This window comes from Streptomyces mutomycini, assembly GCF_001700505.1.
In the GTDB taxonomy this organism is placed as follows: Bacteria; Actinomycetota; Actinomycetes; order Streptomycetales; family Streptomycetaceae; genus Streptomyces; species Streptomyces mutomycini.
On record NZ_MAPV01000091.1, the window covers coordinates 21877 to 36702 of the forward strand.

13 protein-coding genes and 1 pseudogene are annotated in these 14826 nt (G+C 69.9%); 7 read left to right on the plus strand and 7 right to left on the minus strand.

Annotation, left to right across the window (positions count from 1 at the left end; all coding sequences use genetic code 11):
- The first annotated feature begins 90 nt into the window (after positions 1–90).
- Positions 91–693 carry a 5-formyltetrahydrofolate cyclo-ligase gene (locus BFF76_RS13695; protein WP_031098523.1) on the plus strand — a complete coding sequence of 201 codons (603 nt, stop codon included), beginning with the start codon at positions 91–93 and terminating at the stop codon, positions 691–693.
- Here the strand turns inward: BFF76_RS13695 and BFF76_RS13700 are convergent.
- On the minus strand, positions 680–3424 hold the full coding sequence (locus BFF76_RS13700) for a penicillin acylase family protein (protein ID WP_065848296.1): 2745 nt from the start codon (positions 3422–3424) through the stop codon (positions 680–682). The genes BFF76_RS13695 and BFF76_RS13700 overlap by 14 nt on opposite strands.
- Before the next feature lie 310 nt (positions 3425–3734).
- Here BFF76_RS13700 and BFF76_RS13705 point away from each other — a divergent pair, with 310 nt between their 5' ends.
- The 6 genes and pseudogenes from BFF76_RS13705 to BFF76_RS31315 form a co-directional block, all read left to right on the plus strand.
- Positions 3735–5285 (plus strand): potassium/proton antiporter, encoded by a 1551-nt coding sequence (locus tag BFF76_RS13705; protein WP_031098521.1) that lies wholly within the window; start codon positions 3735–3737, stop codon positions 5283–5285.
- Positions 5286–5600: 315 nt separating this feature from the next.
- Entirely contained in the window at positions 5601–6881 is a 1281-nt protein-coding gene (locus BFF76_RS13710; protein WP_065848297.1) for an MFS transporter, read from the plus strand.
- Positions 6882–6947: 66 nt separating this feature from the next.
- Positions 6948–7295 carry an FmdB family zinc ribbon protein gene (locus BFF76_RS31310; protein ID WP_078958777.1) on the plus strand — a complete coding sequence of 116 codons (348 nt, stop codon included), beginning with the start codon at positions 6948–6950 and terminating at the stop codon, positions 7293–7295.
- An 87-nt stretch (positions 7296–7382) separates the two neighbouring features.
- The gene (locus tag BFF76_RS13720) at positions 7383–8231 is read left to right on the plus strand and encodes an S-methyl-5'-thioadenosine phosphorylase (RefSeq protein ID WP_065848298.1); all 849 of its coding nucleotides are present in this window, start codon (positions 7383–7385) and stop codon (positions 8229–8231) included.
- A gap of 229 nt (positions 8232–8460) precedes the next feature.
- Positions 8461–9027 (plus strand): RcpC/CpaB family pilus assembly protein, encoded by a 567-nt coding sequence (locus tag BFF76_RS13725; RefSeq protein WP_053928868.1) that lies wholly within the window; start codon positions 8461–8463, stop codon positions 9025–9027.
- A gap of 26 nt (positions 9028–9053) precedes the next feature.
- A pseudogene (locus BFF76_RS31315) lies at positions 9054–9191 on the plus strand (large conductance mechanosensitive channel protein MscL); the annotation flags it as partial.
- Positions 9192–9232: 41 nt separating this feature from the next.
- Here BFF76_RS31315 and BFF76_RS13730 read toward each other — a convergent pair.
- Genes BFF76_RS13730 through BFF76_RS13755 form a run of 6 tightly spaced genes read right to left on the minus strand, consistent with a single transcriptional unit; the run spans position 9233 to position 14681 of the window.
- Positions 9233–9460 carry a hypothetical protein gene (locus BFF76_RS13730; protein WP_065848299.1) on the minus strand — a complete coding sequence of 76 codons (228 nt, stop codon included), beginning with the start codon at positions 9458–9460 and terminating at the stop codon, positions 9233–9235.
- Between the two features lie 21 nt (positions 9461–9481).
- Positions 9482–9886 (minus strand): DUF6755 family protein, encoded by a 405-nt coding sequence (locus BFF76_RS13735; RefSeq protein WP_053928869.1) that lies wholly within the window; start codon positions 9884–9886, stop codon positions 9482–9484.
- Positions 9883–10578, minus strand: a complete 696-nt coding sequence (locus tag BFF76_RS13740) for a QcrA and Rieske domain-containing protein (RefSeq protein WP_031098510.1) — start codon at positions 10576–10578, stop codon at positions 9883–9885. The genes BFF76_RS13735 and BFF76_RS13740 overlap by 4 nt, the downstream gene beginning before the upstream one ends.
- The gene (locus tag BFF76_RS13745) at positions 10575–11177 is read right to left on the minus strand and encodes a 4Fe-4S dicluster domain-containing protein (protein ID WP_031098508.1); all 603 of its coding nucleotides are present in this window, start codon (positions 11175–11177) and stop codon (positions 10575–10577) included. The genes BFF76_RS13740 and BFF76_RS13745 overlap by 4 nt, the downstream gene beginning before the upstream one ends.
- 7 nt (positions 11178–11184) lie before the next feature.
- On the minus strand, positions 11185–13509 hold the full coding sequence (locus tag BFF76_RS13750; protein WP_031098506.1) for a molybdopterin oxidoreductase family protein: 2325 nt from the start codon (positions 13507–13509) through the stop codon (positions 11185–11187).
- Positions 13506–14681, minus strand: a complete 1176-nt coding sequence (locus BFF76_RS13755; RefSeq protein WP_031098503.1) for a hypothetical protein — start codon at positions 14679–14681, stop codon at positions 13506–13508. The genes BFF76_RS13750 and BFF76_RS13755 overlap by 4 nt, the downstream gene beginning before the upstream one ends.
- Positions 14682–14826 lie beyond the last annotated feature (145 nt).

A 14826-nucleotide genomic window follows, 5' to 3' on the forward strand; every position in this document is an offset into this window, starting at 1 on the left:
GGTGCTAATGGGCGGAAGATGAGCGTCCGGTTAACTTCGTTCTCATACATCCACATAAAAGAACTATGTGAGCACCCGTTGAACCATGACATGTCCGAAAAAGCGACACTGCGTCGAGACCTTCTGGCCGCTCGACGCCTCCTCACCTCGGAGGACGTCAGGAGGACCGCAGCGGTTCTGTCCGCGGCCGCCTCGGACGTTCCCGAGCTCGCCCGCGCCCGGACCGTGGCGGCCTACGTGTCCGTAGGGCGCGAACCGGGAACCCATGTGCTCCTGGACACCCTTCGCGCGCGGGGCGTACGAGTGCTGCTGCCGGTGCTCATGGCGGACAACGACCTGGACTGGGCTTTGTTCGAGGGGGTGGAGCATCTCGTGCCCGCCGAACGCGGCCTGCTGGAGCCGGACGGCGCGCGCCTCGGGCCGCAGGCGGTCCTCGACGCGGACGCGGTCCTGCTGCCGGGGCTCGCCGTGGACGGGCGCGGAATGCGGCTGGGGCGGGGCGGTGGCAGCTACGACCGGGTACTGGCCCGCCTCGCCTCCGCCGGGGCGCACCCCGCCCTGGTGGTCCTGCTGTACGACGACGAGGTGGTCGCGCGGGTTCCCGAAGAACCGCACGACCACCCCGTGGATGCCGTGGTCACGCCTGCCGGAGCACGGCGCTTCCGCCCAGGGACGATGCCTAGGGTTTCCTGAGCGTCAGGGAGTCGACCGTGGACTGCTCCACCGCGTCCTGCCCGAAGGACCAGTCGAGCAGTTCGCCCTCGACCCACTTGTCGGTCTGATCGGTGTAGTGCGCGCTGAACGCGTGCCCGGAGGCTCCGGTGAGGTTGATCCAGCGGGACTTGTCCCAGTCGCCCACGTTGACGACCATCCGCATCGACGGAACCCAGATGACCCCGTAGCCGCCCGCCGCGTTCCAGCCGGTGGCGTTGACCGCCGCCTCGCCGCCGCCGAGGTCCCACGGACCCCGGTTGAGGGCGCGCTGCAGCAGGTCGGGCCCCTCGGTGCCGAGCGTCTGGTTGCGCAGGGTCAGCTGGTGCAGCCGGCCCCAGGTCCAGGTGCTCATGTCCTTGCCGAGCTTGGCCGTCAGCTCCCAGCGCGCGTCCTCCATGGCGCGGGCGAAGAGCTCGTCACGGTTGTCGATGGCGTCTTCGCGTCCCTTGGCCGGGACCTTCCACCACTCGTTGTCCTGGTCGTCCAGGATGCTGTCGACGACCTCGTACCAGCGGTCGCCGCCGTCCGGCTGTGCCGCGTCCGGGGCACGCTGGCCGCATTCGCGTACGAGCTTGTCCTGTTCGTCCACGGGCCCGGTGCTGGTGACCGGCTCCACGTAGATGCAGTCGCCCTTGGCCCGCATCTCCTTGGGGAGCTTGTCGCCGAAGGCCAGTATGAGGATGTTGCGCCAGACGCCGTTGAAGTAGGCGGCGGCCGCCGAGTCGGACTCCTGGGTGTAGTCCCAGCCCTCCAGCAGCTTCTGCGCCTCACGGACGTGCTTGTCGGAGATGCTGATCTTCTTGAGTTCCGGCACCAGCTTCGCGGCGATCGCGCTCTGGTTGTCCATCTGCATCGTCTGCATGTCGTCGGTCGAGATCTTCTCGCCGCCGTCGATCTTCTTCTGGATCAGGTCGTTGATCCGCTGGCTGCGGGCGCCGTAGCCCCAGTCCTGGGTGAGCATGTGCTCGTAGCCGTCGCCGATGACGGCCTGGTTGGCGGTGACGATGTAGCCGCGGTCCGGGTTGTACTCGTACGGCAGTTCGTCGAACGGGATGGGGTTCTTCTCCCACCCGTACTCGGCGGACCAGCCCGGACTCGGCGTCGTACCGTCGCCCTTGAGACGGACCGGGATCTTGCCGGGCGCCTGGTAGCCGATGTTGCCCTTGGTGTCCGCGTAGATGAGGTTCTGCGACGGCACCTCGAAGTGCGAGGCGGCCTTGCGGAAACTCGTGAAGTCCTTCGCACGGTTGAGCTCGAACACCGCGTCCATGGACTTGCCGGGGTCCAGCGCCGTCCACTTCAGGGAGACCCCGTAGCCGTCGCCGCGGTCGGGCGCGTTGGTGGTGACGGGCGCCTTCTTGCCGACCTTCGCGAGCTCGCCGCTGCGGTCGGACACCAGCGGACCGTTGTTGGTCTCGCGGACGGTGATCTTCCTGCTCCGGCCACCCGCGACCTCGATGGTCTCCTCGCGGGTGATGAAGGGTTCGGTCCTGCCCCCGAACTGGTAGCCGTCGACGGAGACCTTCTCCAGGAAGAGGTCGGTGACGTCGGCTCCGAGATTCGTGAAGCCCCAGGCGATGTCCTGGTTGTGGCCGATGATCACACCGGGCATCCCGGAGAACGTGTAGCCGGCCGTGTCGTACTGGCACGACTCCGAGAGCTGACGGCAGTGCAGACCCATCTGGTACCAGAGCGAGGGCAGCTGCGGCGCCAGGTGCGGGTCGTTGGCGAGCAGCGGTTTCCCGGTCGTCGTGTACTCGCCGGAGACGACCCAGGAGTTGGATCCGATGCCGTTGCCGTTGGGGCCGAGCAGCGCCGGGATCTCGTCCAGGGTGTCGGAGAGCGCGGAGAGCTGGGTGTTCAGGCCCTCGGTCGCACCCTCGACGGTCTGCGAGCCGATGGAGTCCGACGGCTCGGCCTCCGGGTCGTACTTGCCGGTGACCGGGGAGACGCCGCCCTGCTCGACGATCGGCTTGTTCTTCCCGAACGGGTAGTCCGGGTAGAGATCCTCGATCTGCTTCGTGCTGAGCCTGCTGGTCATCAGCGAGCGGTCGATCTCGTCCTGCATGTTGCCGCGCAGGTCCCAGGCCATCGCCTTCAGCCAGGCGACCGAGTCGACCGGGGTCCACTCGGCGGGCTCGTAGTCGTTGGTCAGGCCGAGCGCCGCGTACTCGACGGAGATGTCCTTGCCGTCCTTGCCGTCCAGATACGCGTTCACCCCCTCCGCGTACGCCTGGAGGTTCTTCTTGGTGTCCTCGTCCAGGACGGTGTCGTACTCCTGCTGGGCGACCTTGCGCCAGCCGAGCGTGCGCAGGAAGGAGTCGGTCTCGACCTGGCCGACCCCGAACATCTCGGAGAGCCGTCCGGACGTCATGTGGCGGCGTACGTCCATCTCCCAGAAGCGGTCCTGGGCCTGTACGAAGCCCTGGGCGCGGAAGAGGTCGCTGTCGGTGTCGGCGTAGATCTGCGGGATTCCGTAGTCGTCGCGCTTGACGTCGACGTCGCCCGAAAGGCCCTTGAGATCTATGGAACCTGTGGTCTGCGGGTACGAGGCCCGGACCGTGGAGACGGACCAGTACGCGCCGTATCCGACACCCGCGACAAGCGCCAGCACCAGGACGATCACGAACAGGCGGGCGCGTCGCCCCTTCTTCCTGCCGGTCTTCTTCGCATCGGAAGACCCGGAAGAGGCGGTTGTGTTGGCGGGCATCGCTGTCCTTCGAGGGGCAGGGTGGTCCTGGGAGTGCAGGAGCAACCATAGGCGCCCCGCCGAAGCCACTCGGACGCGGTATGGGGATGCATCCATTTGCGCACCGGTTCGCACGGACACTCGAAGGCGTCAAGAAAGCGTTAAAGATTAGGTAAGGTAACGAAGTACTGGCCGCCGGAGGCCGATCCGGAAGGCTCGGAGCATTCGGCCCCCGTCCGCCGGATGCTCCTACGCAGGGAAGGAACGGACCCTGACTGTCCACGCGCTCAACGAACTTCTGCTCGTCTGCTCACTCGTCCTGCTGGTCGCCGTGGCGGCCGTACGCATTTCGTCCCGCAGCGGGCTCCCCAGCCTGCTCCTGTACCTCGGCATCGGGATCGCCATGGGGCAGGACGGCATCTTCGACGTCAAGTTCGACAACGCCGAGCTGACCCAGGTGATCGGCTACGCCGCACTGGTCGTCATCCTGGCCGAGGGCGGCCTGGGCACGAAGTGGAAAGAAGTGAAACCCGCCCTGCCGGCGGCGGCCGTCCTGTCGACCGTCGGTGTGGGCATCAGCGTGGGCGTCACCGCGAGCGCGGCGCACTACCTCGTCGGCCTGGACTGGCGGCAGGCCCTCATCATCGGTGCCGTCGTCTCCTCCACCGACGCCGCGGCGGTCTTCTCCGTCCTGCGCAAGGTCCCCCTCCCCTCCCGGATCACCGGCGTCCTGGAGGCCGAATCCGGCTTCAACGACGCCCCCGTGGTCATCCTGGTGGTGGCGTTCTCCGCCGTCGGCCCCGTGGAGCACTGGTACGTACTCGTCGGCGAGATAGCACTGGAGCTGGCCATCGGCGCGGCGATCGGGCTCGCGGTGGGCTGGCTCGGCGCCTTCGGGATCCGCCACGTGGCACTGCCCGCGTCCGGGCTCTACCCGATCGCCGTGATGGCGATCGCGGTCTCCGCCTACGCGGCGGGCGCCATGGCACACGGCAGTGGCTTCCTGGCCGTCTACCTGGCCGCGATGGTCCTCGGCAACTCCAAGCTGCCGCACTGGCCGGCGACCCGGGGCTTCGCCGACGGGCTCGGCTGGCTGGCGCAGATCGGCATGTTCGTCCTGCTCGGACTGCTGGTCACCCCGCACGACCTCGTCGACGACTTCTGGCCGGCCGTGGTCGTGGGACTGGTCCTCACGGCCGTGGCGAGGCCGTTGTCGGTCTTCATCAGCCTCGCGCCGTTCCGTCTTCCCGGACGGGAGAAGGCCCTGATGTCCTGGGCCGGGCTGCGCGGCGCCGTCCCCATCATCCTGGCGACCATCCCGATGGTGTCCGGGATCGAGGGCAGCACCCGCGTCTTCAACATCGTCTTCGTGCTCGTCATCGTCTACACGCTGCTCCAGGGGCCGACGCTTCCCTGGCTCGCGAAGGCCCTCAAGATCTCCGACGACCCGTCCGAGACCGCGGACCTCGGCATCGAGTCGGCGCCGCTCGAACGGCTGCGCGGCCATCTGCTGTCCGTCGAGGTACCCGGCAGGTCCAAGATGCACGGCGTGGAGGTGGCCGAACTCCGACTGCCCGCCGGTGCCGCGGTCACCCTCGTCGTGCGGGACGGCAAGAGCTTCGTCCCCGCGCCCTCGACCGTGCTGCGCCGCGGGGACGAGCTGCTGGTCGTCGCCACCGACCCGGTCCGCGACGCCACGGAGGCACGGCTGCGCGCGGTCGGCGAGGGCGGCAAGCTGGCCGGATGGCTGGGCACCGGCGGTGCGGGCCGGCAGGACAACGGCCCGGCCGGCCCGCACCTGGCGAAGCTGGCCAGGAAGCTCGGCAGGGGCGGCGACGACCGCCCGGGAGACAGGACCGGCGGCACGCACGCCCACCACTGACCGGAGGCGGCGGGGTGCCGAGGTGGCACGGAGGGGCACCTGCGCACGATCGCAGGTGCCTGAAGACAGGGACCTGTAAGATGAAGGACCGGATCTCATGATCCACACGATTCGAATCTGATCGACCAACTCTGCCTGATGCAGAGCTGGCGCGACCGTATGGCGGTCGTGGCGCCTTCGCCTCTGGAGCGAGCGCCCGGCATCTACCGCAGTTCCGCGCGAAGAGGACAGCTCTCGGCAGCTCCCGCACGCTCCCGCACCCTGGTGCGGGCCGCCCCGGGGGCACGGCCACCAGGCGGCAGAAAGGCATGGACCGTGGCGTCCACGGTCTCCGACCGCCCCGGTTACGGGCAGTTGCTGCGCACCCCGGGTGCGTGGACCTTCCTCCTCCCGGGCTTCGCAGCCCGGCAGCCCTTCGCGATGCTGACCATCGGCATCGTGCTCCTGGTGCAGCACACCACCGGCTCGTACGGCAGTGCGGGTGCCGTGGCCGCTGTCTCCGGCGTCTCCATGGCGCTGTTCGCGCCGCAGAGCGGCCGGCTCGCCGACCTGTTCGGCCAGCGCGCTGTGCTGCTGCCCGGCGTCCTGGTGCACGCCGCCTCCGTCGGCGCCCTCACGGCGCTCGCCCTGGCGGACGCGCCCCTGTGGGCACTGTTCCTCGCGGCGGTGCCCACAGGGGCCTCCATCCCGCAGGTCGGGCCGATGGTGCGGGCCCGCTGGGCCGCACTGCTCGGCGCCGCCCCGGGGCGGCGCGCCTCGCCGCTGATGGGCACGGCCGCCGCCTTCGAGTCCGTGACGGACGAGTTCACCTTCGTGATCGGCCCCGTACTGGCGACCGCGCTCTGCACCGGAGTGCACCCGGCGGCCGGACTGGCGGCCGAGGCGGCTCTGACACTGCTGGGCGGCGTCCTGTTCGCCGCCCAGCGCTCCACCCAGCCCGCCCCACGCGGCGCGGCCACGGCGGCGGAGCCGCACCGTTCGGCTCTCTCCGTGCCCGGGGTGCGGGTCCTCGCGATCACCTTCCTGGGCATCGGCACCGTGTTCGGCGGTATGCAGGTGTCCCTGACCGCGTTCTCCGAGGAGATCGGCCGGCCCGGCGTGAACGGGCTGCTGTACGGGGTCTTCGCGGCCGGCAACATGCTGGCCGGTATCGCCTGTGGCGCCATCGCCTGGAAGAGCGGCCCTCGCCGCCGGCTGATCGTCGGCTACGTGGCCCTGACACTGACCGCCTCCGGGCTCTGGGCCGTGCACTCCGTACCGCTGCTGGCGGGACTCGGACTGCTGGTCGGGCTGTGCATCGCTCCCGCCCTGATCAGCGGCTACACCCTGGTCGACGCACTGGTGCCCGCGTCCGCGAGGACAGAGGCCTTCACCTGGCTGACCGGGGCCGTCGCACTCGGGCAGGCGGCGGCGGTCACGGCGGCCGGACAGCTCGCGGACACCTATGGCGCGAGCAGCGGTTTCCTGGTCCCACTGGCAGGCACGGCGCTGGCACTGGCGACCCTCCTGACCCTGCGGTCACGGCTGACTCCGCGGGCTCAGGGACGGACGGTGGCACGTGGGATCGGTCACCGCGAGCCGGTCACGGTGGACTGAACGCTCGGAATACGTCAGTATGGAGCGTCGTTAGCACTCATTGAGTGAGAGTGCCAGGAGGAGCAAGTGCCGACCTATCAGTACCAGTGCACCGAATGCGGCGAGGGCCTCGAAGCGGTGCAGAAGTTCACCGATGATGCCCTGACCGTGTGCCCGAACTGCGAGGGACGCCTCAAGAAGGTGTTCTCGGCCGTCGGCATCGTCTTCAAGGGATCCGGTTTCTACCGGAACGACAGCCGTGGCTCCTCGTCGAGCAGCGCGCCTGCGACGTCGTCGACCGCCAAGGCGTCGGACTCGTCGACCGGGTCGTCCACCGGTTCGTCCCCGGCGAAGCCGGAAGCGAAGCCGGCTGCCTCGTCGTCGGCTTCGTCCTCGACTTCCTCCACGTCGTCGAGCGGTACGTCGGCGGCCTGAGGCCGGGCGTACACCACATGTTTCACCGGGACCCCGCCGATCGACTCGGCGGGGTCCCGGTCGTGCGCGCCCGGTTAGTGTGACCGCATGGTGAACGCAGAATCGGGTACAGCGGAAATCGGTGTCATCGGCGGATCGGGCTTCTACTCCTTCCTGGAGGACGTGACCGAGATCCAGGTGGACACCCCGTACGGGGCTCCGAGCGACTCCCTCTTCCTGGGTGAACTCGCCGGGCGCCGGGTGGCCTTCCTCCCGCGCCACGGGCGAGGCCACCATCTCCCGCCGCACAGGATCAACTACCGCGCCAACCTCTGGGCCCTGCGTTCCGTAGGCGTACGCCAGGTTCTCGGCCCGTGCGCGGTCGGCGGGCTGCGTCCGGAGTACGGGCCGGGCACCCTGCTGGTGCCGGACCAGATGGTCGACCGCACCAAGGCCCGCACGCAGACGTTCTACGACGGGGAGCCCCTGGCCGACGGGACCCGGCCGAACGTCGTCCACCTCGGCTTCGCCGACCCGTACTGCCCCCAGGGACGCAAGGCGGCCCTGGGGGCGGCGCGCGGACGCGACTGGGAACCGGTGGACGGCGGGACCCTGGTCGTGGTCGAGGGCCCGCGCTTCTCGACCCGTGCGGAGTCGCGCTGGCACGAGGCGATGGGCTGGTCGGTGGTCGGGATGACCGGGCACCCGGAGGCCGTACTCGCCCGCGAACTGAACCTCTGCTACACCACTCTGACGCTGGTGACGGACCTCGACGCGGGCGCCGAGGCCGGCGAGGGCGTGAGCCACGCGGAGGTGCTGGAGGTCTTCGCGGCCAATGTGGACCGGCTGCGGTCGGTGCTCTTCGACGCGGTGGCCGCTCTGCCCAAGAGCGAGGACCGCGACTGCGTCTGCGCGCACGCACTGGACGGGACCGACACGGGGATCGAACTGCCGTAGGGCATCTGGCTCCTACGGGTGACCGGGTTTTCCACATCGTGTGGGCCGTCCACAGGACCGGGCGGGATTCCGGCTGAGGGTGGATCGTGAGGGGAGTTCGGCGGGGGATTGCCGCCGGACTCCCCTCACGCTTTCCTCCGGCATTTCCCCGCTCGTTCCTCGCGCTCTCCCCGCGCGTTCCCGCATGGGCGTCCCTGGTGGACTTCCCTCACGGCAGGTGGTGTTGTCCATGTTCCCCTCGGTTCCCGATACACGTCCGGCGCCCCCCGCACCGTGCGGGGTCCCGTCCTTCGGACCCCTACGGGTGCGGGGCGGTGGCGGTCAACGGCTACGGCGGGCGCTGCGTGGGCAGCGGCGGGCGCTGGCCGCTGGGTTCGCTCTGGCCTCCGCCGTACTGGCCGCGTCGGGGCCGGTCGGTGAGAGAGGGGCTGCCGCCGTCCCCGGGGGCTCGCCACCGGCGCCCGAGCGGCGGGCGGAGCGGCTGGTGTCCGCTCCGGTCCGGATCGCAGACGCGGCTACGGTCGGGCTGCTCCGGCCGGGCGATCGCGTCGATGTGATCGCCGCGATCGACGGAGACGCCGAGGCCAGGGTGGTGGCACGCGACGTACGGGTTGCGGAGGTCCCGCACGGTCCGGGCGGCGGGGACGCGGCGCTCCCGGAGGCGGGGGGCGGTGCGGGCACAGGAGGCGGTGCCCTGGTGGTCCTGTCCGTGGAGCGGGACACAGCGGCGGACCTGGCGGGTGCCGGCGCCTCGGGACGGCTCGCGGTGGCGGTGTCGCATGCCGAACACACCTGAGGGGGCGACACACCACACGTCCGTCCCTGACGGTGTCGCCGATGGCGAAGTGTCCCGTCCGCCGGGCGGCCGCCCAGGCAGCGAAGGAGGGCGTGCGGGAGACGCTGGAGGTGAGTGAGCCGGAGGCCCTGAAGGAGATCCGGGACGCGCTGGTCGCCCAGCGGGGCCGGCCGTAGTCAGCCGGAAGCGTCGCCGGCATCCGGTGTCAGATGTGGTGGGGCGGCTTCTCGTCGAGGAAGCGTGCCAGGTCGGAGGCGCCGCCACCGGCGGGAGCCCGCTCGCCCCATCCCCGGTCCGTATCGTCCGAGGACTGCCGGTCCAGCGGATCGTCGAAGACCAGAGCCGACGGCTCGGGCCCGGGCTCTCGCGCCGGCCGTTGCTGCGGCTGGGGCGGTTTCGATTCTCGCGGTCCGGGGGCGGGGGCGGTACTCATACCTCCAGGGTACGGCCGGGCTCAGCGGTCCTTCGGATCGAGCATCCACAACCCGAGCACGACGAGGAACGACAGGCACAGAAAACCCGCACCCCACCAGGCCGTGCCCGTGTCGCCCTCCATCCACACGTTGACGACCTCCGTCAGCGCCCAGAGCTGGCCGATGACGACGCTCATCGCGAGCACCAGTCGGGCCGTCAGCTTCGCGGAGCGTTCGGGCTCCTGTTCCGAGCCCGCCCCGGGCCCCGGGCCGGTGTGGCGCACCCGTGGGTCGGCGTAGCCGCTCGTGGGCCGGATCTGGGGGTAGCGGTCGTGGAGGGGACGGTTCAGCTCGGGCCGGGCGCTGCCAGGCCGGTATTCGGGATAGGCCGATCCGGCGGGGTCGGGTGGCCTCGGTGGCCCGGCCGGGTCCAGGGGCTCGGTCATGACCGCCTCCCCGTGTTCGTGTCATCGGACGGAGCGGGCGCGGGTGGCGCCTCCGCACCGCCTCCGGTGCCGGGGCAGCCGATCCGTTCGGCGAGGTCCGGGCGGTCGCCGGCGAGCTGCCGGCACAGCCCCTCCTCGAGGCTCTCGCCGGAGCGGGTGGTGCCCACGGCCCAGATGGTGCCGTCCTCGAGCTCGGTCAGGGCCACCTTGGGCAGGCCTCGGGGCGGTGGGCCGGCCGTGACCTCGCCGGTGCGGGCGTCGAAGACTCCCTCGTGACAGGGGCAGTAGAGCTCGCCCTCCGTGCCCCGGTCCTTGCGCCAGAGCACGGCGCAAGCCAGGTGGGTACAGACGGCGGAGTAGCCGACGAGGGTGCCGTCGTCCATCCGTACGGCGACGGCACGGTCCTCGTCCCCGGGGTAGCGGAAGGCGAGGGATTCACCCGGCAGCAACTGCGCGGCGATCTGCTTCGGGGCGGGTGACTTCCCGTCCTCCGCATCGCCGTGCCGGTGGAGGATGCCGCCCGCCACGGCCAGACCGCCCACGGCGAGGCCGCCGGAGACGGTGGCGACGATACGGAGGTAGTCGCGACGGGTGGTCAGCGAGTCTGCGGCGATCCTGTCGTGCAGCGCTTCGCGGGGGCCGCTACCGGGGCCGTGGCCGGGGTCAGGCGGCTGCTGTTCGGTGACGCTCATCGGCTGACGTCCTTCCCGTTGATCTCGACGACGGGAAGTCCGCCGGGTACCGGCCACTGGACCCGCTCGGCGGGCACGACCATGGCCACGCCGGTGCGGACCTCGCTCTCGCCGAAGACGAAGGTGTCGGCGACCTGCACACCGGGGCGCTCCGCCTGCAGTTCCTCGACGGTGCCGTAGAAGAGGGCGCCGGTCGGGCAGACGGTGGCGCACATGGGGGCGAGCCCGTAGGCGGTGCGGTCGTAGCAGAGGTTGCACTTCATCTGCAGCTTCGCCTGGAGATCGATCTTCGGGACACCGAAGGGACAGGCGTTCACGCAGTTGGCACAGCCGATGCAACGGGTGGTGTCGGCCTGCTGGACGACGCCGTCGGCGGTGACCAGGATCGCGTCGGCCGGGCAGACCTCGGCGCAGGGGGCCACCGGGTCCTCGCAGTGCATACAGACCGTGGGAAGGGAGGCGACGGATGAACCCTCGTCGGTGTAGTCGAGATGGATCATCGACTTGCCGCGGTGCGAGTCGCATTCCCGGCAGGCGGAGACACATGCCTGACAGCCGATGCAGCGCCCCGGGTCGATGAACATCGTTCTGCCCATCATGGGGGCATCAGCTCCTTTCCGAGGTCCCGCGGCCCTGCGGGGCCGTGGGCGGCAACGGGTCGGTACGGGAGACCTGTGTCTCCGGGTAGGCGACGTGGCCGGGGGCGACCGGGGGCGCGGGGACCTCGTCGATCGCTCCCGCGTGCTCGATGCGGCAGGCGCAGACCTTGTACTCGGGGATCTTGGAGCGGGGATCCAGGGCGTCGATGGTGAGTGCGTTGGCCGCTGTCGGAACGGGCCAGTGGTAGGGGATGAACACCGTGTCGGGCCGGATCGCCTCGGTGACGAGGGCCGGGAAGACCTCGCTGCCGCGCCGGGTGACGACACGGACGGGTTCGCCGTTGCGGAATCCGTGCGAGGGGTGGACCTCGGCCCAGGGCCGCGGGGTCTGCTCGACGAGGGCCCCCAGCCGGCGGGTCTGGTTGCCGGAGAGGAAGTGGGCGACGGTGCGTCCGGTGGTCAGCGACATCGGGTGTTCGTCGTCGTAGGGGTCCGCCGGCGGATGCCACTCGACGACCTGCATATGGATCCTGCCGTCTGCGTGATAGGTCGTGCCGTCCTCGAACAGCCGGGGAGTGCCGGGGTGGTCGGTGGACGGGCAGGGCCAGGCGATCCCACCGGTCTCCTCGAGCCGTTCGTAGGTGATGCCGGAGTAGTCGATGACGGTGCCCGCGGAGGCCCTGCGCAGTTCGTCGAAGACGTCGCGGGAGCCACCGTAGGTGAATTTGTCCCCCTCACCGAGGCGCCGGGCGATCTCGCACATCACCCAGGTGTCGGTCCGCACACCGGATGGTGGTTCCTGGGCCTTGTTGTGCTTGACGACCCTCGCCTCGGAGTTGGCCATCACTCCTTCGTCCTCGGCCCAGATGGTGACGGGGAAGACGACGTGCGCGTTGGCGGCGGTCTCGGAGAGGAAGAAGTCGAACTGGGCGTGGAATTCGGTGGTGTCGTATCCGTCCTTGACCACGGCGTAGTTGGGGAGGGAGACGAAGGGGTTGTTGCAGATGCCGATCAGGCCGCGGATCTCGCGGCGCTGCATCTGCCAGACCATTTCCATCATCGACGTACCGGCGGCGGGGAGTTCGGACTCCTCGATGCCCCAGATCTCGCAGATCTGCCGGCGGTGCTCCTCGTTGAGGATCGACCGGCCGCCAGGGAGGAGGTCCGCCTTCTGGCCGTGCTCACGGCCGCCCTGGCCGTTCCCCTGCCCGGTGAGGGTGCCGTAGCCGGCACCGGGCTTGCCGATGTGGCCGGTGGCGGTACAGAGGTTGATCACGCTGAGGCAGTTCTCGACGCCCTGTGTGTGGTGTTCGATGCCCCGGGCGTGGAAGGCCATGGCCTTGGGCGCCCGGGCGAAGGCGCGGGCGACCTGTACGACCTGTTCGGCGGGGATCCCGCAGATCTCGGCGGCGCGGGACGGGGGGTAATGGGCGACGCATGCCTTGACCTCCTCCCATCCGGTGGCGTGGGCGGCAAGATATGCCTCGTCGGTGAGCCCTTCCTCGATGACCACGTTCAGCACGGCGTTGAAGAAGGCGGAGTCGGTGCCCGACTTGAGTGCCACGTGGATGTCGGCGGTGCGCGCGACGGCCGTCTCTCGCGGGTCGATCACGATCAGGGTGGCGCCGCGGTCCCGGGCGCCCCAGACGTACTGGGTCAGCACGGGGAAGCACTCTCCGACGTTGGCACCGGCGAGCAGGAGGCAGTCGGTGAGCAGGATGTCGGAGAAGGGGTTGCCGGCCCGGTCGATGTTGAAGGCGAGCTTGTTGGCACCGGCGGCGCTGACCATGCAGAGCCGGCCGTTGTAGTCGACATGCCTGGTCTTCAGCGCCACCCGGGCGAACTTTCCGACCAGGTACGTCTTCTCGGAGAAGAGACTGGCACCGCCGAGCACACCGAAGGCGTCCCTCCCGTGGGCCTCCTGGATGCGCCTGATCTCGGAGACGGTGAAGTCGAGAGCCTCGTCCCAGGAGACCTCCCTCAGCTCCTCGTCGCGGGAGCGTCGCATCAGGGGGGCCGTGAGCCGGTCCGGGTGGTTGACCTGCTGGTAGGCGTTGATGCCCTTGGGGCAGAGTCGCATGCGGTTGATGTCGTGGTTGCGGGGCTCCACACCGAAGACCTTGCCCGCACGGTCCACGCGGAGGTACATCCCGCACTGGACACCGCAGAAGCAGCAGTGGGTGGGGACGAGCGTCTCGCCGTTCTGGTCGGCGTGCCACCGGTCGGCCGGGATCCCGCCCGCGTCCCGGAAGCCGCGGGTGCCCGGCGGAGCGAGGGACGGATCGAGGGGGACGACCGTACGGCCGTCGGCTGCGCGTGGGTCCGCGGTCACTTGAAGCCCTTCTTGACCTGGGTGAGATAGGCGTTGCCGCGCAGCACCCGCTTGCAGCGCGGGCAGTATTCGGTCCATGCGTCGAAGCCGAGTTCGAGGTCACGCATGGTGCCGCGGAGGTTCTCGACGTACGGGCCGGTGTCGATCGTTGCCCCGCAGCGGCGGCAGGCGAAGACCTTGCCGTCCTGACGCCCCGTGTACTTGAACAGCTGCATGCCGACCGCTGCCGGGCGTTGCACGATGTGGAAGAACTTGCCGAACGGGATGTAGATGAGGGTGAAGACCACCGACACCATGTGGAGGATCGCCAGGAACTCGTAGCCTCCGCCGTGCAGGAAGATCGAGGAGAAGGTGAGCAGCAGGCCGGTCACGGAGACGATGATCAGGGCGAGCAGCGGCACCATGTCGTAGGCGAACCGCTGTCCGGTGATGGCTCCCCGGTCCTTCATCCGGCGCCAGAGGAAGTACCCCGCGCCGGGGATGACCAGTACCGCGGCGATGTCCAGGCCGTGGAACATCAGCCAGCCGACGAAGTTCAGCGAATCGAAGCCGATGATCTTGAGGCCCCAGATACGCATCTCGTAGCCGGGCCCCGAGCCGTCGGCGGAGGTGAAGGTGAACCAGCCCCAGGTCAGCGGGAAGGTGATCAGCGCGGCGAGGACGCACCCCCAGAAGATCAGCTGGTGGGCGGCCCATCGCGCGTGGGAGCGGGCCCCGAGGAACTTCTGGAAGCCCAGATAGGTCGCGATCATCTTCGGCAGGGCGGTGGGTGCTCTGCGGAAGTTCTCGGCCGAGAACAGGCTTCGCCAGCCGTTCCTGAAGAGTCGTCGGGCGCCGGGAGCCGAGACCCAGACCGTGTAGCGGTGGGCGACCCCGAAGGCGAGGAAGACGGTGGCCACGGCGTACGGCAGCAGCGCCGAGTCGAAGTCGTGCAGAAGGCGGCTGCCGAACACGATCGCCAGGATCAGCAGGCCCGACACGGCGGCCCCGGCCAGGGTCGCGCGGCCGGAGACGGTTCGGGGAAGCCTCCGCGCGGCCCTCGCGGCGAGGGAGGGCCCGGCGGCAGGGGTTCCCTGACCGGGTTGCCGGCCGTCCGTCCCGCCGGGTGTGCCGGTGCGGATTCCGGGCTCGGACTGCTCGGCTGCGGCGCGCGGTTCTGGTGGCTCGGTCACCCGGCCACCGTAGGGCTTTACGGGCACTTGCTCCCCTTATGCGCCTCGATGGTGTAATCGCGTCGCCCAGGTGGCCCGCGTTTGCGCGGGGGACGCCGCACCTCTCCGGCTCCCGCGCCACCGCCCGCACCCACGCCTCCCGCCC